This is a genomic window from Aeromonas sp. 25-AL00135 (assembly GCF_054052385.1).
Map to the genome: position 1 here is coordinate 84,845 of NZ_JBSTYQ010000001.1, position 16,130 is coordinate 100,974.

A 16,130-nucleotide genomic window follows, 5' to 3' on the forward strand; every position below is an offset into this window, starting at 1 on the left:
TTGTCATTTTCGGATCAGGGCTGGGAGTGGGTGTGGGTCGGTAGCCAGACGCTCACCTCCAGCCCCCCTTCCGGCCGGTTGTGGACATCGAGGTCGGCGCCGTGTAGCTGGGCGATACGCGAGACGATGGCCATGCCGAGACCCACGCCATCCCCCTGCTGGGGATTGACCCGAAAGAAGCGTTCATACAGCCGGGGCAAGGCGCTGGCGGGAATGCCGGGGCCGTTGTCGCTCACATCCACCCTCACCCGGTTGCCCTCTCGCAGTACCCGTACCCTGATCTCGCCCTCTGGCTGGGTGTAGCGCAGCGCATTGTCGATCAGGTTGCTGAACAGCAGCTCGAGCAGGGTGGCCTGCCCCATCACCAGCTGCGGCAATTCACATTCCAGCGACAGCTGCTGATCCTTCTTGAGCGCGATGGGTGCCAGGGTCGCCAGGGTGCCTTGCAGCAGGTGGCCTATCTCCAGCTCGGTCAGTACCAGTCCCTGCTGGTTGTCGATACGGGCCTGGGTCAGCAGTTGGCGGATCAGCCGATCGCTGCGATCGAGGGCCTGCAACATCTTGTGCAGGGATTGCTGGCGGCTGGCGTCATCATCGGCCGCAAGGGCATTTTCACTGTGGATCCGCAGCACCGCCAGCGGGGTGCGCAGCTCGTGGGCCGCCTCGTTGGTGAACTGTTTCTCCCGCTCTATGGTCTCCGCCAGCGCCTGCATCAGCCGGTTGATCTCGTTGGTGAGGGGGGTCAGCTCCTGAGCGCTTATCTTGAGGCTGAGGGGGCTCAGGTTGGCGGGGTGACGTTCGCTGATGGCCTGGGCCAGCTGGCGCAGGGGGGCCAGCCCGCGGGTGATGAGCCACCAGAGCAGGGCCAGCAGGAAGGGGAGAGTGATCAGCAGCGGCAGCATGGTGAGGGTGGCCATCTTGCTGGCCAGTTCGCTGCGCTCGTCGTCCCGCTCGGCTACCACCAGCCAGGTCTGCTCCTGCTGGTTGTAGAGAGTGAAGGTGCGCCACTGGTGATTATCTTTTTCGACCGTGTCGAAGCCGATAGCCAGGGTGACCAGCGGCTGATCCGGGGCGCTGGGGGCGCGCAGCAGCAAGCCGCCCTTTTCATCGAGCAGCTGGAAGTAGAGATTGCGTTCGAACTCGTGGCCGTAGGGGGTGATCTCCCGATCCTCGCCGGTCAGGTTGAGGCTGGGGTCTTTTTGCCACTCATCGGGATTTTGCGCCTCCCACTCCTGATAGACGGTGCCGTTGGCGGGCAGTTGCCCCTGCTGGGCCATGTAGCGAGCCAGCAGCTGATTGGTGATGCGGGCCGACTGGGCGAGGCGGGCATCAAACAGCTCCTCCATTTCGTGGCTCGCCTCCATGTAGCCGATAAAGGCGCTGATGGTAAGGCTCAGGCTCACCAGCGTCAGGATACCGGTGAGCAGAAAGCGGCGAATGGAGCGGGGACGTTTCATCGTGCGGGTGTCCGGCTTGGCTGTTCGAGCTGGGGAATGATGTAGCCGACCCCGCGAATATTGCGGATGAGGTCGCTGTAGAACTTCTTGCGCAGATGGTGGATATGCACCTCTACCGCGTTGCTCTCGGCCCCTTCATCCCAGCCGTAGAGGCTCTGTTGCAGCTGATCCTTGCTCAGCACCCGGCCGCTCTGGCTGATCAGCTCCTGCAGCAACTTGTATTCGTGGGGGGTGAGTTTGACCGCCTCCCCCTGATAGGTGACCTGCTGGGATTCGGGATAGATAAGGATATCGCCATACTCCAGCACCGCCTGAGCCTGCCCCTTGCTGCGGCGAACGAGGGCGCGCAGGCGGGCGTTGAGCTCCTGCAGGGCGAAGGGCTTGACCATGTAGTCGTCGGAGCCGGCATCAAGGCCGACCACCCGATCGTCCAGCGCATCGCGGGCGGTGAGGATCAGCACCGGCAACTGGTGGCCTTCACGCCGCAACTTGCGCAGCAGGCTGAGGCCATCGATGTCGGGCAGGTTGAGATCGAGGATCAGGGCGGCGAACTCGTCGCTCTTGAGGGCTGCCAGAGCGGGCAACCCCTGTTGCAGCCAGTCCACCGTATAGCCGCTATGGCGCAGTGCATCCTGCATACCATCCCCCAGCATCACATCATCTTCCACCAGCAGGATCCGCATTCTTTTCTCCCTGTTTGTTGGGTGTGGCGATCTGGCTCAGCGCCAGGGCGTGCCGTGGCATAAACAACCCTGCCCACCAGTATGCAAGCTGGTGGGCAGAGTTTAAATAGTTCTTTGATCCATCAGGGTTTTATAGCTTGGCCAGTCGATCGCGGATCTCCATTCTGCGCCCTTCGTCGGCCACTTCGCGACCTGGGCGGGCCGGGGCTGCCAGCGCCTTGTCGAGGTAGGTTTTGGCCTCGGCCTTGCGACCCTGATCCAGCAGGAAGTCGCCATAGAAGAAGTTGGGGTCGATGCCATCGGGATTGATGGCCAGAGCCTGCTTGAGCAGTTGCTCTGCCTTCTCGTCATCGCCAAAGCCGACCGGCCAGCCGGGCACCTGATAGTAGAGGGAGCCCAGACTGGTGTAGGCGGAGCCGTCCAGCGCCTTGGGATCCTGTTTGAGTGCCAGCTCCAGCTTGGCTTTGGCCTCTTTCACCAGACCCAGTGCCCCCAGCCCCCCTTTGGCCCCCGCCCATGTGCTCTTGACGATGGCCGACCAGATCAGCAGATCGGCGCGAAAAGGCTCCTTGGCGCTGGCCGCTTCGGCCTGGGTGCTCAGGGTTTCGAGGCAGCTCTCTTTCGCCTTGCCGGTCTGTTGATACTGGCAGACGGCCCACTGTTGCTGGATGGGGACGAGGGCATCATCCGCGGCCATGACCGAGGAGGACCCCAGCAGGATGGCGATGGCACAAGAGGTCACTGATTGACGGAAAAAGTTCATATTAATGCTCCTTCTTGGTCGGGATCGGGCGGGACAAGTCTGGTTGTGGCGCACTGTTTGCGCCGGCATCAGCCGTCCCTGGCTGAAGATGACGGGCATAACGTTTGATGATTGGCAACTGTCTGGCCAGCGCCTTGTCGACAATGCCGGGCAGCAGGGCATTGAGCCGCACGAACAGTTTTTCCGGCCAGCCGAGCCAGCTGCGGCGGGTTTCGTTGCACAGGGCGATGACCGCCTCTTCGGCCACTTCCTGCGGGCTGTCGGTCTGGGTGCCGAGCGCTGCATTCATCTCGTAAGCGGCCTCGGAGTTGAGCTTGGTGCGGGTGGCGCGGGGGGCAAAGTGCAGCACCTTGATGCCGCTCCCCTCCAGCTCTCGTCCCAGCGCTTCGCTAAAGCCGCGCAGGGCAAATTTGCTGGCGCAGTAGACGCTGTAACCGGGGTAGCCGATGCTGCCCAGGCTCGAGCCCATGTTCATGATGATCCCCGGCTTGCGCATGGTTGGCAGCAGGGCACGGGTGAGCTGGATGGGCGCCTCGATATTGAGCAGCAGCTGGCGTTCCACCTGCTCAAAGCTCTGATCTTCCAGCCATGCAAACTGGTTGCAGCCAGCGTTGTTGATCAGGATGTCGATCCCGTCCTCCAGCGCAGGGTGTTGCAACAGCTTGGCCCGCTCCTGTGCAGAGCCGAGGTCGGTGAGCACCACCTGATGGCGCTCGGGGTGGGGCAGTGACTTGCACAGCCGCTCCAGTGCGGGGCCGCGACGTCCGTGCAGCAGCAGGTGTGCCCCCTGGGCCGCCAGCTCCTGCGCCAGCTCTTCACCTATGCCACCGCTGGCGCCGGTGAGCAGCACGAGTTTCCCTTCAAGGTTCATGGTATGGATTCCCTTTTTGCTGTCTGCTGATCCGCTGCCGACTTACGGTGTGGCGGTGAGGTTGTAGAGCATCTCGCCATAAAGGCGGTAGACCACCTTGGCCCCGTGGATGATGGCGGCCTGATCCGCCGGACTCTCGACCCGATCCATCAGGGATTCAAAGAACTTGAGGTGCTCCTGATCCAGGGCGCCGTGGGAGCTCAGGTAACTCATCGCATGCGGTGGCAGGCCGAGTCCCTTTTTCAGCTGGTCGGCGACGGTGAGGGCGATGGCGACGCTGGTACCTTCCAGTACCTGCACCATGCCGAAGAAGCCCATGGGGTTGCCGCGCTGGATCTGGTCGTAGAGGAAAGCGACCATCAGCTCGATGGGCAGCCCCGGCTGGCCGTGGCGCACCGCCTCGGCATCACCGCCACAGGCGCGGATATCGCTTAAGATCCACTCCTGATGGCCATACTCCTCGTCGATGTACTCGGCAATGGCGCCGCGCACCCACTCGTACTCCTGACCCAGCTTGCCGCCGGTTGCCATCAGCAGTGGAACTGTGTGGCGCACGTGGTAGTAAGCCTGCGCCAGAAAGGCGAGATAGGTGTCACGGCTGATATCGCCACGGCGACAGGCTTCGATGATGGGGGCGTTGAACAGATGCTCACGCTCACTGGCAGTGGCTTGTTGCAGAGTCTGATAGAAGCTCATGACGATTCTCCTGTAAGGCATTGGCTGATTTGCCGGGAAAAGTGTTGGTAAATCTCGTTGCGACGTGGGCGCCCGTTGGCGGTCAGCAGGCCGGGATGTTGATCCAGCGCCACCGGCAACCAGTAGTGCAGGCGGGCGTAGTCGGGGAGACGACGATTCAATACTTCGATCTGTTGTGGCAGATCCGCCTCTTTGCCCGGCAAGGGCTGGATCAGCGCCACGTTGGCGGGCTGACCATCGCCAAACACCACGATGCGGGCGATGGCGGGGCAGAGCTGGGCCTCGGCCTCCACCCACTCGGGGGAGAAGTTGCGGCCAAAGGCGGTGATCTGGACATTCTTCTTGCGCCCGGTGATATGGAGGTAGCCTTCTTCATCGAGGTGGCCCAGATCGCCTGTGGCGATCTGCATGGCAGAAGGTTCGCCAGTGGCAATCTGTTCGGGAGTCGGTTCGTTGTTGCCGAGATAGCCCAGCATGGCACTGCCGCTCACCATAATTTCGCCGTCGCTGGCGATGGTGACCTGACAGTGGGGCAGGGGGCGGCCGACGCTGCCGGGCTTGTCAGCATCCGGGCTGTTGAGCGCCACCACGGAGCCACACTCCGAGAGGCCATAACCTTCGTATACCGGCAGTCCGAGCTGGCGGGCATGTTTGATCAGGTCGGGGGCCACCTTGCCGCCACCGACGGCAATAAAGCGCAGGCTCTTGAGCTGCTGGGCCAGCGTCGGTGTGCTGGTGCAGAGCGCCAGCAGCAGGCGCAGCAGTTCGGGCACCAGCACCAGACTGTGGGTCGACCAGCGCAGCAGCGCCTCCCCCAGCATGGCTGGATTGAGCGAACTGGATCCGGTGAAACCGAGCTCCCCGAGGGACGGAATGCGGCTGCAGGCGCCGGTCAGCAGCGGCACATAGAGGCCGGTGATGTTCTCAAGCAGGGTGGCCAGCGGCAGCAGGGTCAGGTGTTTTTCCACCTTGGCTGGCGCGACTCGCTCGGTCAGCGCATGGCTCACCGCCATCATTTGGGTCAGTGACAGGCAGACGCCCTTGGGCTGGCCTGTGGTGCCGGAGGTGTAGGTGATCTTGGCGGTGCCCTTGGGCAGCGCCTGTCGATTGGCTGGTGCGTGGCGCCAGAGCGGCAGCTCTCCGGTGATCAGCGAGAGCGGCTCGGCGGCATGCCACCCCTGATGATATGGCCCCACCAGCGCATCGGCGCCGCTGCTCTCCAGCAACCAGGCCTGCTGGGCCTGACTGAAGAAGTGGGGCACCGGAATGACCACGATACCGGCTCGGGTGCAGGCGAGATCCAGCAGCGCCCAGGGCAGGCCGTTGTCCAGTTGCAGCGCCAGACGGCTGATGTCGAGCTGTTGCAGCTGACTGGCCAGACGCTGGATCTGTTGCCACAGGGTCTGGTAATCGAGACGCTGCTGGCTGCTCAGCAGCGCAGGGGATTGCGGAGCCTCGTGGGCATGTTTGGCGATGGCGTCGAACAGGCTCATTGGGCGCACCTTTTTTGATGGGTCTGGTTATCACTGCTCTTGCCGGCATCGTCAAACAGGGTTGGCATGGGGGCCAGCAGATTGAGCAGCAGGCTGCTCTGGGCCAGCACCTCGCGCCCCTGATTGATGTCACCCACCATCACCTTGGGTTGGCAACGGTAGTACTCACCCCAGGCATCGGCGTCGGCTCCCACCTGATGGGCCTGTGCGGGGGCCAGCTCCACCGGGTTGAGTTGCAGGCGGGCAAAGCTGTTGCGCAGCTTGGCGGTGCCGGTAAAGACCACGTAGTCGAGGGCGTTTTCACACAGCAGGCGACACAGGGCCGCGAACATCAGGCGGGCATTGCCCGGTTCGCTGCAGGCCAGATTGCCCACTTCGATAATCCGATTGCGTGCCGGGTAGACCCCGAGGCGTGTGTTGATGGCGGCCTCGATGGGTTGCTCCAGATACTGTTCCAGATAGAGAGGCCCCTCACTGGCATGATTGAGACCACAGGCACCGACCAGCGTCCCGTCCGCCCGATATAGCCCCAGCAGACAGGGGAGAAAATGGGGGATGCGGGCGTTGAACTCGAGGGTGTAGGCGGCCTGGATATAGGTTTGCAGCGCCATGACCTGCTGCGGGGACTTGGCTAGCAGCAATCGGTAGGGGGCCTGGATCTCGATGGTCATGGGTGACTCCTTCTCTTGCGATGGTTTGAGAGTAAAAGGGCAAACTTAAGAAACCCTTAAGGAGCAAAAAAAGTTGTCAGCGAGGCTGCGGGCAGGCAATCTGCGCCGCTGTTATCCAACAGGAAGCCCCCAAGAGGAACCGCCATGTCATCCACCGTCAGCTGCCCCCTGTGTGCCAGCCATCGCAGTTATCCTCTGCCGGTGGCAGGCAAGCGCTATCATCGCTGCCTCGCGTGCGAGCTGGTCTGGCTGGATGAGGCGGATCATCTGGATGAGGAGGCGGAGAAGGCGGTCTATGACGGTCACGACAACCGGGTGGATGATCCCCGTTATCGCACTTTTTTGATGCGGGCTTTTGGCGAAGTGCTGGCGCGGGTGCCGCTACCTGCCAGTGGTCTCGATTTTGGCTGCGGTCCCGGCCCTGCGCTGGTGGCGATGGGACGCGAGGCAGGTTACGACATGGTTGGGTATGACAAGTTCTATGCCGACTTTCCCGAGTTGCTGACGCGTCAGTATGACTTCATCACCAGTACCGAGGTGATCGAGCATATTGCCGAGCCGCGCACGGTGCTGGCGCAGTTGTGGGATTGCCTCAAGCCTGGCGGCCTGCTGGTGCTGCAGACCCAGCGGGTGCTCAGTGACGTGCGCTTTAAAAACTGGCGCTATCGCCACGACCCGACCCACATCGTCTTCTTTGCCGAGGCATCGTTTCAGGTGCTGGCCGCCAGCTGGCAGGCCGAGCTCAGCTTCCCCCACGCCGATGTGGCGGTATTGCAAAAAGGCACGCCCTGAGGCGTGCCTTCGTCTGTTACTCGTCGGGTTCGCCCGGCGCTACTCCTTGTAGCCCTTGTCCTGCCACTGGTAGTACATCAGGGCAGATTTGACGCCGATTGACTTGAACGGCTCTGGCGGCAGCCACATCGGCAGACTCTGCTCCGCGTGGTTGAACCAGGGGTGCTCCTTGCCTTGATAGAGGCTGGCCACGATGTCGCCAAACAGGAAGGAGAGGTTGATGCCGTGGCCGTTGTAGCCGAGGGCGTAGTAGATGTTCTTGTGCTCCCCCATTACCCCCACCGCTTCGGTGCTGTCGCCGGTCATGCCGAGAACCCCGTCCCACACCTGCTCAAATTTGATCCCCTTGAGGGCCGGATAGAGGGTCACCAGCTCGGTCATCATCATCTCGCTGACCCGGTTAAGATCGCCTTTGTAGTTGAGGCCGTCGTTGAAGACGTACTCGGCATTGCCGCCACCGATGACGATACGGTTATCCGGGGTCAATACCAGATTGAACAGGATGTTGCGGGTGTCGTAGTAGGGCACCCGACTCTGCCACTGGATGGCGGCCAGCTGCTTTTTGGTGAGCGGCTCGGTGACGGCGCTCTGGGCGTGCACCGGAAAGACCCGTCCACTGAAGTAGCCAAGCTTGGAGGTGTAGCCGTTGGTTGCCAGCACTATGCTGTCGGCGGTCACCTTGTACTTGTCGGCCACATTGAGCTCGATCTGCTTGCCCTCCTTGATCCCCAGCACCGTGCTCTGCTCATAGATGGTGACGCCCGCCTGCTCCACCGCCTTGCGCAGGGCATTGACCAGTTTCATGGCGTGTACCTGACCGCCATTGGGATCGTAGACCGCCCCCACGTAGCGGTCGGTGCCGAGCTTCTCTTCGGTGGTATCGGCGTTCCAGTACTGGAGCGGGATGCCGAGGCGATTGGCGGTTTTCACATAGTCGCGGTACTCGGCGATATCCTCCTCATCGAGGATCGCCTCCACATAGCCATCGAGCTTGAGGTCGGCCTCGACGCCGGTTGAGGCGACCAACGCCTGCAGCTTGCGCATGCTGGCGACGGTGAGGTCGTAGTGGCGCTTGCTCGCCTCCCCCTCTTCGTAGAGATCCATCACCTCGGAGCCCGGCAATACCATGCCGCCGTTGCGGCCTGAGGCACCACTGCCCACCTGCTTGGCTTCGAAGATGGCGATCTTGAGCGATGGGTTGGCCTTGGCCAGATGCCAGGCGCTGGAGAGGCCGCTGTAGCCGCCGCCGACGATGGCGATATCCACCTTCATGTCTTGCGCTAGCGGGGCGCTCTCCTCTGCCGGTTTCTCCTTGAACCAGTAGCTGGTGTTGAGCTCAAAGTCGCTCATCTTGGGGCCGCAGGCGGCGAGGAAAAAACAGCTGATGCACATGGTCAACGCTCGTTGGCAAAGGGTGGTCGGATTCATCTTCTACTCCGGTTACAGATACAAAATGTCAAATCATTTCATCGGGTTGGGCGGTATTGACCCGGCGACCTATGTCTCGCAGCCGTGCCAGCTGATCGGCAAGACCGGGCCCCTCATCCAGGCTGGTGACAAAGTTCCAGAGGTAGGTCATCACAGCATAGACATGGCCTGCCGAGACCTGGGGCTGGGCCATCAGCATGGTGATGGCCAGCAGGAACAGCAGGGAGGCGCTGATGCCGACCGCCAGAAAAGCGAGTGCCTCCCGATCCGAAATCCGGATGCGGATCCAGGCCAGCGCGCGGTAGTGGCGGGCGAGGCTGGTTGACTTGGCATGGGTGACCAGTTTGACCTCGTGTTCCAGCCGATCGTTGAGCCGCTCGTGCAGCAGCTGGTTCTTGCGCGAAAAGCCGGGCAGCAGCAGGCCGAACAGCAGCAATACCCCCATGCAGGCGATGCCGACCCAGAACTCGATCACCATCAGCATCACGGCCGCCCCGACGATGGAGATCAGGCTGGTGGCCAGGATCGGGATATGTTTCTCGAAGAAGTCGACAAACTCCCGCGCCAGGGTGACCCGCGCCACTATGGTGGATTGCCCCTCCTGCTGCTGGCGCTGGGTCAGGATCACCGGCACCGCCAGTGCCGCATAGATATGGGTAAAGGTGCGGGTGTCGACCGCTCGGCGCAGGGCGCCGATGAGCCAGAACAGCAGCACGATGAGGGCGTAGCTTGAAGCCTGCCACCACTGGCCCTTGACGATGGCGTCGATGGCAAAGCCGGCAAACAGGGGATAGACCACCAGCAGGATGTTTTCGAGGGCCACCAGCGAGAAGGTGCCCGCCAGCTTGAGGGGATTGGCCCGCGCAATCGCCCCCAGCGAACGACCGGCCGAGTGTTGCAACGGCGTGGCCTGCTCGTCGCAACTGGCTGCCGAAGTGGTTGGTGTTGTCATGGGTTATCTCCTAAGATGTCGGAAACGCTAAGTTTGAGCGAGTGCTCAAAGTTTGTTTGAGCGACCGCTCAAAGTCAAGCAGATCGATTGATATCGCAGGAGGTCAGATGGCACGCCCATCAGCAGAACAGCGCAAAGAGATGATCATCGAGGCCGTACTAGCCCTGTTTCGAGAGAAGGGGATGGCGGCATCGTCAACCCGTGATATTGCCGAACGCACCGGTCTGGCGCGCAGCCACGTCTACCACTACTTCAAGGATTGGAAGGAGCTTTGCCTCTGCGCTGTGGAGCGTTTCACCTATCAGGAGATCGCCGAGCAGCGGGAGTGGCTGTTGCCGCTGCCAGCCCGCGAAGCGTTGCCGCTCTTTGTGCGGGACAACCTGCCGACCAGTCAGGATGCCTCCTGGGCCATCTATTTGGATGCCTGGAACGAGTCACTGCGCGACCCTGTGTTTGCCGAGAGCTACCGCAAAATCATTCTGGCGTGGCGCGAGGTGCTGGAGCAGATCCTGCAAAAGGGGATCGACAGCGGCGAGTTTGTGGCGGGCGATGCCCGGCGACTGGCGCGCCAGATCACCTCGCTCATCAACGGCTATGCCGATGACCTTATTCTGGAGCCGACCCCCGAGACGGTAGAGACCACTTATCAAGAGATCATGCTGGTGGTCAATCAGCTGGTCTTGCCCCCGGCTCACTCATAGCGGCGCAGGCACACAAGGGAGGGGAGGCATGTCAGCGTGGGGCCTCCCCCGGTTTTGTTGGCTATCCGCCGGGCGCGCGATAGCCAGATACCAGGGAGCGGTTGTTGATGTCGATTACCCATTTGTCACTGCAAGATGCCCGTCATCTGCAACTGGCGGCGCAGGGGCTGCTTGCCCCCCGTCGCTGCAAGGCGACCCCGGCCGATCTGTTGGCCACCATTCGCCGCATGGCGCTGCTGCAGATCGATACTATTTCGGTGGTGGCCCGCAGCCCCTATCTGGTGCTCTTTAGCCGGCTTGGCCAGTATGAACCGCGTTGGCTGGAGCAACTGCTAGCCAACGGCGAGATCTTCGAATATTGGGCCCACGAGGCCTGCTTTGTGCCCCGCGAGGATTACCGGTTGCTGCGCCACCGGATGCTCGACCCCGCCGCCATGGGGTGGAAGTTTTCGGCCAACTGGCTCGCTACCCATCAGCAGGAGATTGGCCAGCTGATCGAGCGTATTCGCCAGCATGGTCCGGTGCGGGCGGCCGACTTTGAACGCACAACCGGCAAGGGGAACGGCTGGTGGGACTGGAAACCGGAGAAACGTCATCTCGAGGTATTGTTTACCAGCGGTCAGCTGATGGTGCGGGAGCGACGCAACTTTCAACGGGTCTATGACTTGGCCGATCGGGTCATCCCCGAGTGGAGCGACCAGCGGGATCTGCCGAGCGTCGAGCAGGCGCAGCGGGATATGGTGCGCGCTAGTTGCCGGGCATTGGGGCTGGTCAAAACTGGCTGGGTCGCTGACTACTATCGGCTGCGGCGCGGCAAATATGACGCCTTGCTCCATCAGCTAGCGGACGAGGGGGAGCTGTTGCCGGTACGAGTGGAGGGGTGGCAGCACGGCGCTTTTGTGCACGCCTCGCTGGCCGATGAACTGGCAAGGGTGCAGGCGGGCACCCTCAAGGCAACCCATACCACAGCCTTGTCGCCGTTTGACCCGCTGGTGTGGGATCGCAAACGTGCCAGTGAGCTGTTCAACTTCGACTATCGCATCGAATGCTATACCCCGGCCCCCAAGCGCCAGTATGGCTACTTCGTGTTGCCCTTGCTCCATCGCGGCAAGCTGGTGGGCAGGATGGATGCCAAGGCCCATCGCCAGCAGGGGATCTTCGAGATCAAGAGTCTCTATCTGGAAGCCGGGGTGAGAGTGACCCGCACCCTTGCACAGGATCTGGCGAAAGCCCTGCAAAAGCTGGCTGACTGGCACCAGACGCCGCAGCTCCGTTATGGTGCCATTCCGGCCAATTTGCTGGCGTTGTGGCATGAAAGCGCCCCTGCAAAGTGAGCACTATCCCTTCTGGGCTAAGCTGCAAGAGGGATAAACAGTCCGGGAGCGGGAGATGAGACGAGCGGCAACATGGTGGGCGGGATGGGCGATGGCCATCTTGTCCACCGCGCTATGGGGGCAAGAGCCACCAGTTAAGATCTGTCTGGGGGAGGGCAACGAGTGGGCCCCCTTTACCTACTGGGAGCGCAAGGACGGGGTGCCCGATACCAGCCGCCTGACCGGTTCGGCGACAACGCTGGTGCTCGATGCCCTGCAACAGAGCGGGCTCTCGCACCAGACCCGCTATCTGCCCTGGGCGCGGGTGCAGCAGGAGCTGGCGGATTATCGCCAGAATGGTCTGTGCGAGCTGACCTGGGATGCCAGCTACAAGCCGGAGCGTGCCGAGTTTGCCTTCTACAGCGTGCCGCTCTACTACACCCACCTCGGTTTCTTCTATCTCAAGCGCCGCTACCCTGAACCGCCGGATCTGCAGACGGTCAATCGCTCCCGGGTGTGTGGGGTGATTGGCTACAACTACACACCCTACGGGCTTGCGCAGGAGCCACGCCGGGTCAAGCAGTTGCAGCAGGCGCTCGATATGCTGGAGCGGGATCGCTGCGACTTTCTGCCGAGCGAAATCGAACCTCTGGTGGCTGGCATCAGCCTTGGCATCTACCGCAGCGAGAGCGGGTTGCTCAATCTCGCCCTGCCCAGCCGCAAGGGATTCTATCTGCTGGTGAGCAAGGGCTCCCCCCGCGGCCACGAGCTGGTGAATATCCTCAATCAGTCGCTGGTGGCATTTCAGGAAGGGGGGCATACGGATGAGGTGATGCGCCGCTTCTTGCCGCCAATGGAGTAATAGCGAAGGGTTGCTGTCATTCTGGGGAGCAGATAAACAGCGGGCCCGCCGGGGCAACCGGGCTGGCCCTTTTTACGTGAGAGCTTGTCAGGCTGCCAGACGGGTCAGTACTTTCACCAGCAGCTCGATGCGCGGGGCAATGCTGGCCAGATCCAGATACTCCTCGTCACTGTGGAAACCGGCGCCGATGGGGCCCAGACCATCCAGAGTGGGGATACCGAGGGCGGCGGTCAGGTTGGCATCGGAGCCGCCCCCCACCTCTTGCCAGCTGATCGGCAGCCCCAGTTCGGCGCCACACTCCTCCACCAGTTGCATCAGTGCCTGGGTGCCCTCTGACGGCACCATGGCCGGTTTGTGGGCCTCGCGGGTCAGCTGGATGGTGACGCCGTCCAGATGCGGCCGCTCGGCCAGGGTCAGCAGATGATCGTCGATCTGGTGGTACTCCTGATTGTCCCAGAAACGGACGTCTACCACGGCGCTGGCATGGGCCGGCACTATGTTGGCGCCATTGCCCCCCTCGACAATGCCGATGTTGAGGGTGGTGCCGCTATCGAAGTTGGTCAGGGCGTTGATGGCCAGGATCCAGTGGCCCAGCTCGGTGATGGCGCTGCGCCCCTTCTGCGGTTCGTTGCCCGCGTGGGCTGCCTTGCCGGTGAAGTCGATGCGATAACGGGCCATCCCCTTGCGCGCCTTGACCAGCGAGCCATCGGCGCGGGCAGCTTCGGCCACCAGCACCTGTTTCGCCTGTTTGGCCACCGTTGCCAGCCAGTCGCTGGAGTGCAGGGAGCCAATCTCCTCATCCGGGTTCATGCAGACGCAGATGCTCAGGCGATCGCGCACCTCGCGGGGCACTTCACGCAGGGCATAGACGATGTTGAGCAGCCCCGATTTCATGTCGGAGACACCGGGGCCATAAGCGCGCTCACCATCGATGCTCATCGGGCGGGCGGCGGCGGTGCCGAGGGGGAAGACGGTATCCATATGGCCGATCAGCATTACATCGATCTGTGCCGCATCAGGCTGGTTGCGGATCTCCAGTCCCACCCCGGCGGCGCCACAGTCGACCCGCTTGATCTGCCAGCCGCCCATCGCCTCATATTTGGCCGCCATCAGGTCGGCCACTGCCGCAATGCCCGGTTGGTGCAGGGATCCGCAATCCAGATTGATCAGCGGGACCAGTTCGGTCAGGTATTGATCCAGAGAAAAAGTCATTGCTTGCTCCACTATCAGGTTCGGGTCAGAGAAGGATGTTCATCACCAGCATGGCGCCGAAGGCGTTGAGTACCGAGATGGCGACCATGATGGGGATATAACGCCCTTCGGTGCCGATACAGCCGAGGATGCGGCCCATGTACTGCACCTGGGAGCCCATCAGGTAGATGGCTGGCGCCAGAATGGCGATGTGGGTGCCGTTGAGGATCCCCTGATCGAACAGGGTGATGACCACACCGACCGCACCGCCCATCGACATCCAGGCGCCGATCAGCACGGCTGCCGCCTCACCGGGCAACCCGAAGATGGCCATGACAGGGGAGAAGATGGCGCCCATGGCATCCAGCGCGCCGGTGATCTGCAGCGCCTTGATGATGACGAAGGCCATCAGTACGTTGGGCACGGTGGAGGTGGTCGCGATAACCCAGCCCTTCTTGGCCCCTTCGACGAAGATATCGGTGACGATGGGTTTCTTGATGTTGGCCTGGCTCATTTGGCTTGCTCCTGAGTGTTGAGGGTCTGCTGAGTGTTGTTATCGGTCTGCTTGCCTTCGCTCATATTGAGGTAGACCCGGAACAGGTTGGCCCCGACAAATTTGAAGGCGAACATCACGATGACAGCCAGACCGATGGAGGAGCTGACCGCCGGGCTGCCATCCGCCAGCGTCAGGGTGAACAGCACGGCGCCGGAGGAGAAGAAGTTGACGATGGTGGCACCAGCGGAGAACTGGAACATGGTGAATACGTCGGTTTCACGCTTGGTGATGAGCCCTTCATCCTTGAGCTGACGAGTCATGGCGGCACCGGCATCGGTACTCTGCAGGGAGGCAATAAGGGCGAGGCCGGTGTTGCCCGGGATCCCCATCAGCGGGCGCAGCAGCGGGGTCAGCAACTTGCGGGCCGCTTCCAGCGCGCCGTAGTGTTCCAGCACATTGATCATGCCAAGGGCAAACATCACGGTGGGGATCAGGGTCAGGGCAAACAAGAAGCCATCGCGAGCACCGTTGCCCCCCTTGCCGCGCATGTCGGTCATAGCGGTCTTGATGCCGCCACCATTCTCGCTGACGCTCTGGACCATGGTACCGAACGAACCGTTCAGCGTGGTGAAATCGAATACCCCGTACCACTCGCCGGATTGCAACAGTCCGGAGAAGAAGACCACGGCGAAGGCCAGTGCCAGGTAACTGCCTATGCTCACCGAGCGTGTTTTGTCTGTCATTAGCTAGCTCCATATGAATAATTATTTAATCTGAATAATTATAATTGATATGGATGTCACTAAATTGATGGTGGTCAAAATGGTTTGCTGCAAATGACGAATGTATTGGGGTTATGTGACTGTGATCGCCATATACTTGGACGATAATCTGGTTTTTATCGAATTGTTTGAGTGAATAAAAAGCAGGGGTGGGATAGCGGGGCAAAAAAAACCGGGCACGAGGCCCGGTTTGGTCAATCAGTCAGATGTGATTACTGGAGTACCAGTACCATCAGCAGGCCGACACTAATGGCAGATACCAGGAAGGCAAAGCCATAGAACACATAGTGGTGCAGCTTGGTGGTGTGGATCCCCAGATCGTGCAGACCGTGGTAGATACGGTGCATGCCGTGCCAGACTGGCAGGGCGATGATCACCAGCAGGATGCAGGCACCCCACCAGGAGCTGGCGAACGCGTGCACGCGGTCATAGCTCATGGTTTCCACGTCCATGATGCCCATGGGCACCAGCAGACCGGTGATGAGGACAATGACCGGCAGCAGCATGGCAACGACCATGCCACCCGCACCAAACAGACCCCAGTAAATTGGTTCGTCAGAACGTCTCATTGTTTTCTCCTCAGGCCACGATGATCAGGACAAGCAGGGACACCACCGCCAGCGCCACATACTGGGCGAGAACGATCGGTTTCTCCGGTACCAGGTCTTCACCACGGAAGATACGCATGGCTTTCGGCGCCAGGGCGAACCAGGTTTTGGCATGGAACAGGCACGCCGCCAGAGCGACGACATGGAACAGGATAGCGATCGGGCTTTGCAGGGATTCCAGCCAGCCGTTGAACGCTTCCTGACCCTGAACCAGGCGCATCAGGCCCCACATCAGCACAACGGCGTAGATGGAGACGAAGATACTGGTGCCTTCACGGATCATGTAACCGGTGTAGAAGGCGTTCTTCAGCCACCAGTCTTTCTTCATTTCGCGGACGTAAGGTTTACGTTTGCTATCAGTGTTGTTCATG

At 61.4% G+C, this 16,130-nt stretch carries 18 protein-coding genes; 4 read left to right on the plus strand and 14 right to left on the minus strand.

Annotated elements, in window-relative coordinates; translation table 11 throughout:
* Positions 1-14 precede the first annotated feature (14 nt).
* The 7 genes from ACW5XC_RS00390 to ACW5XC_RS00420 form a co-directional block, all read right to left on the minus strand.
* On the minus strand, positions 15-1,457 hold the full coding sequence (locus ACW5XC_RS00390; RefSeq protein ID WP_042054711.1) for an ATP-binding protein: 1,443 nt from the start codon (positions 1,455-1,457) through the stop codon (positions 15-17).
* Positions 1,454-2,140: a response regulator gene (locus tag ACW5XC_RS00395; RefSeq protein WP_005335091.1), complete on the minus strand. Its 687-nt coding sequence runs from the start codon at positions 2,138-2,140 to the stop codon at positions 1,454-1,456. The genes ACW5XC_RS00390 and ACW5XC_RS00395 overlap by 4 nt, the downstream gene beginning before the upstream one ends.
* Before the next feature lie 130 nt (positions 2,141-2,270).
* Entirely contained in the window at positions 2,271-2,903 is a 633-nt protein-coding gene (locus ACW5XC_RS00400; RefSeq protein WP_074042594.1) for a tetratricopeptide repeat protein, read from the minus strand.
* 1 nt (position 2,904) lies between these two features.
* Positions 2,905-3,774 (minus strand): SDR family oxidoreductase, encoded by an 870-nt coding sequence (locus tag ACW5XC_RS00405; RefSeq protein ID WP_074042595.1) that lies wholly within the window; start codon positions 3,772-3,774, stop codon positions 2,905-2,907.
* A gap of 42 nt (positions 3,775-3,816) precedes the next feature.
* Positions 3,817-4,470 (minus strand): TenA family transcriptional regulator, encoded by a 654-nt coding sequence (locus ACW5XC_RS00410; protein ID WP_042054598.1) that lies wholly within the window; start codon positions 4,468-4,470, stop codon positions 3,817-3,819.
* A complete protein-coding gene (locus tag ACW5XC_RS00415) occupies positions 4,467-5,963 on the minus strand; it encodes an AMP-dependent synthetase/ligase (protein ID WP_042054597.1) in 1,497 nt (498 codons plus the stop codon). Before ACW5XC_RS00415 ends, ACW5XC_RS00410 begins: the two co-directional genes overlap by 4 nt.
* Positions 5,960-6,634 (minus strand): thermostable hemolysin, encoded by a 675-nt coding sequence (locus ACW5XC_RS00420; protein WP_042054595.1) that lies wholly within the window; start codon positions 6,632-6,634, stop codon positions 5,960-5,962. Before ACW5XC_RS00420 ends, ACW5XC_RS00415 begins: the two co-directional genes overlap by 4 nt.
* A gap of 144 nt (positions 6,635-6,778) precedes the next feature.
* On the opposite strand from ACW5XC_RS00420, the gene ACW5XC_RS00425 reads away from it, so the two are divergent.
* A complete protein-coding gene (locus ACW5XC_RS00425; protein ID WP_042054594.1) occupies positions 6,779-7,426 on the plus strand; it encodes a class I SAM-dependent methyltransferase in 648 nt (215 codons plus the stop codon).
* 39 nt (positions 7,427-7,465) lie between these two features.
* On the opposite strand, the gene ACW5XC_RS00430 is transcribed toward ACW5XC_RS00425, so the two are convergent.
* Together ACW5XC_RS00430 and ACW5XC_RS00435 are read right to left on the minus strand one after the other, a co-directional pair.
* The gene (locus ACW5XC_RS00430) at positions 7,466-8,854 is read right to left on the minus strand and encodes an NAD(P)/FAD-dependent oxidoreductase (protein ID WP_042054592.1); all 1,389 of its coding nucleotides are present in this window, start codon (positions 8,852-8,854) and stop codon (positions 7,466-7,468) included.
* 28 nt (positions 8,855-8,882) lie between these two features.
* Positions 8,883-9,806, minus strand: a complete 924-nt coding sequence (locus tag ACW5XC_RS00435) for an ABC transporter six-transmembrane domain-containing protein (protein WP_042054590.1) — start codon at positions 9,804-9,806, stop codon at positions 8,883-8,885.
* 107 nt (positions 9,807-9,913) lie between these two features.
* Between ACW5XC_RS00435 and ACW5XC_RS00440 the strand changes: the two genes are divergently transcribed.
* From ACW5XC_RS00440 to ACW5XC_RS00450, 3 genes are all read left to right on the plus strand, one after another.
* The gene (locus tag ACW5XC_RS00440; RefSeq protein ID WP_042054589.1) at positions 9,914-10,507 is read left to right on the plus strand and encodes a TetR/AcrR family transcriptional regulator; all 594 of its coding nucleotides are present in this window, start codon (positions 9,914-9,916) and stop codon (positions 10,505-10,507) included.
* Positions 10,508-10,614: 107 nt separating this feature from the next.
* On the plus strand, positions 10,615-11,841 hold the full coding sequence (locus tag ACW5XC_RS00445; protein WP_042054588.1) for a winged helix-turn-helix domain-containing protein: 1,227 nt from the start codon (positions 10,615-10,617) through the stop codon (positions 11,839-11,841).
* Between the two features lie 55 nt (positions 11,842-11,896).
* A complete protein-coding gene (locus ACW5XC_RS00450) occupies positions 11,897-12,682 on the plus strand; it encodes a substrate-binding periplasmic protein (RefSeq protein ID WP_042054586.1) in 786 nt (261 codons plus the stop codon).
* A gap of 87 nt (positions 12,683-12,769) precedes the next feature.
* On the opposite strand, the gene ACW5XC_RS00455 is transcribed toward ACW5XC_RS00450, so the two are convergent.
* The 5 genes from ACW5XC_RS00455 to ACW5XC_RS00475 all read right to left on the minus strand — a co-directional run bounded on the left by ACW5XC_RS00455 (position 12,770) and on the right by ACW5XC_RS00475 (position 16,129).
* Positions 12,770-13,894 (minus strand): M20 family metallopeptidase, encoded by a 1,125-nt coding sequence (locus tag ACW5XC_RS00455; RefSeq protein WP_042054585.1) that lies wholly within the window; start codon positions 13,892-13,894, stop codon positions 12,770-12,772.
* Between the two features lie 25 nt (positions 13,895-13,919).
* Complete coding sequence (locus ACW5XC_RS00460) at positions 13,920-14,387, minus strand: YjiG family protein (protein ID WP_005335063.1); 468 nt, start codon at positions 14,385-14,387, stop codon at positions 13,920-13,922.
* Positions 14,384-15,112, minus strand: a complete 729-nt coding sequence (locus tag ACW5XC_RS00465; RefSeq protein WP_042054583.1) for a nucleoside recognition domain-containing protein — start codon at positions 15,110-15,112, stop codon at positions 14,384-14,386. The genes ACW5XC_RS00460 and ACW5XC_RS00465 overlap by 4 nt, the downstream gene beginning before the upstream one ends.
* 251 nt (positions 15,113-15,363) lie before the next feature.
* Positions 15,364-15,720: a fumarate reductase subunit FrdD gene (gene frdD, locus ACW5XC_RS00470; RefSeq protein ID WP_005335059.1), complete on the minus strand. Its 357-nt coding sequence runs from the start codon at positions 15,718-15,720 to the stop codon at positions 15,364-15,366.
* 10 nt (positions 15,721-15,730) lie between these two features.
* On the minus strand, positions 15,731-16,129 hold the full coding sequence (locus tag ACW5XC_RS00475) for a hypothetical protein (RefSeq protein WP_005335058.1): 399 nt from the start codon (positions 16,127-16,129) through the stop codon (positions 15,731-15,733).
* Position 16,130 lies beyond the last annotated feature (1 nt).

Excerpts from the sequence above, each read along its gene's own strand:
- ACW5XC_RS00390 (WP_042054711.1), bottom strand. The coding sequence starts at position 1,457 with ATGAAACGTCCCCGCTCCATTCGCCGCTTTCTGCTCACCGGTATCCTG.
- ACW5XC_RS00395 (WP_005335091.1), bottom strand. The coding sequence starts at position 2,140 with ATGCGGATCCTGCTGGTGGAAGATGATGTGATGCTGGGGGATGGTATG.
- ACW5XC_RS00400 (WP_074042594.1), bottom strand. The coding sequence starts at position 2,903 with ATGAACTTTTTCCGTCAATCAGTGACCTCTTGTGCCATCGCCATCCTG.
- ACW5XC_RS00405 (WP_074042595.1), bottom strand. The coding sequence starts at position 3,774 with ATGAACCTTGAAGGGAAACTCGTGCTGCTCACCGGCGCCAGCGGTGGC.
- ACW5XC_RS00410 (WP_042054598.1), bottom strand. The coding sequence starts at position 4,470 with ATGAGCTTCTATCAGACTCTGCAACAAGCCACTGCCAGTGAGCGTGAG.
- ACW5XC_RS00415 (WP_042054597.1), bottom strand. The coding sequence starts at position 5,963 with ATGAGCCTGTTCGACGCCATCGCCAAACATGCCCACGAGGCTCCGCAA.
- ACW5XC_RS00420 (WP_042054595.1), bottom strand. The coding sequence starts at position 6,634 with ATGACCATCGAGATCCAGGCCCCCTACCGATTGCTGCTAGCCAAGTCC.
- ACW5XC_RS00425 (WP_042054594.1), top strand. The coding sequence starts at position 6,779 with ATGTCATCCACCGTCAGCTGCCCCCTGTGTGCCAGCCATCGCAGTTAT.
- ACW5XC_RS00430 (WP_042054592.1), bottom strand. The coding sequence starts at position 8,854 with ATGAATCCGACCACCCTTTGCCAACGAGCGTTGACCATGTGCATCAGC.
- ACW5XC_RS00435 (WP_042054590.1), bottom strand. The coding sequence starts at position 9,806 with ATGACAACACCAACCACTTCGGCAGCCAGTTGCGACGAGCAGGCCACG.
- ACW5XC_RS00440 (WP_042054589.1), top strand. The coding sequence starts at position 9,914 with ATGGCACGCCCATCAGCAGAACAGCGCAAAGAGATGATCATCGAGGCC.
- ACW5XC_RS00445 (WP_042054588.1), top strand. The coding sequence starts at position 10,615 with ATGTCGATTACCCATTTGTCACTGCAAGATGCCCGTCATCTGCAACTG.
- ACW5XC_RS00450 (WP_042054586.1), top strand. The coding sequence starts at position 11,897 with ATGAGACGAGCGGCAACATGGTGGGCGGGATGGGCGATGGCCATCTTG.
- ACW5XC_RS00455 (WP_042054585.1), bottom strand. The coding sequence starts at position 13,894 with ATGACTTTTTCTCTGGATCAATACCTGACCGAACTGGTCCCGCTGATC.
- ACW5XC_RS00460 (WP_005335063.1), bottom strand. The coding sequence starts at position 14,387 with ATGAGCCAGGCCAACATCAAGAAACCCATCGTCACCGATATCTTCGTC.
- ACW5XC_RS00465 (WP_042054583.1), bottom strand. The coding sequence starts at position 15,112 with ATGACAGACAAAACACGCTCGGTGAGCATAGGCAGTTACCTGGCACTG.
- frdD (WP_005335059.1), bottom strand. The coding sequence starts at position 15,720 with ATGAGACGTTCTGACGAACCAATTTACTGGGGTCTGTTTGGTGCGGGT.
- ACW5XC_RS00475 (WP_005335058.1), bottom strand. The coding sequence starts at position 16,129 with ATGAACAACACTGATAGCAAACGTAAACCTTACGTCCGCGAAATGAAG.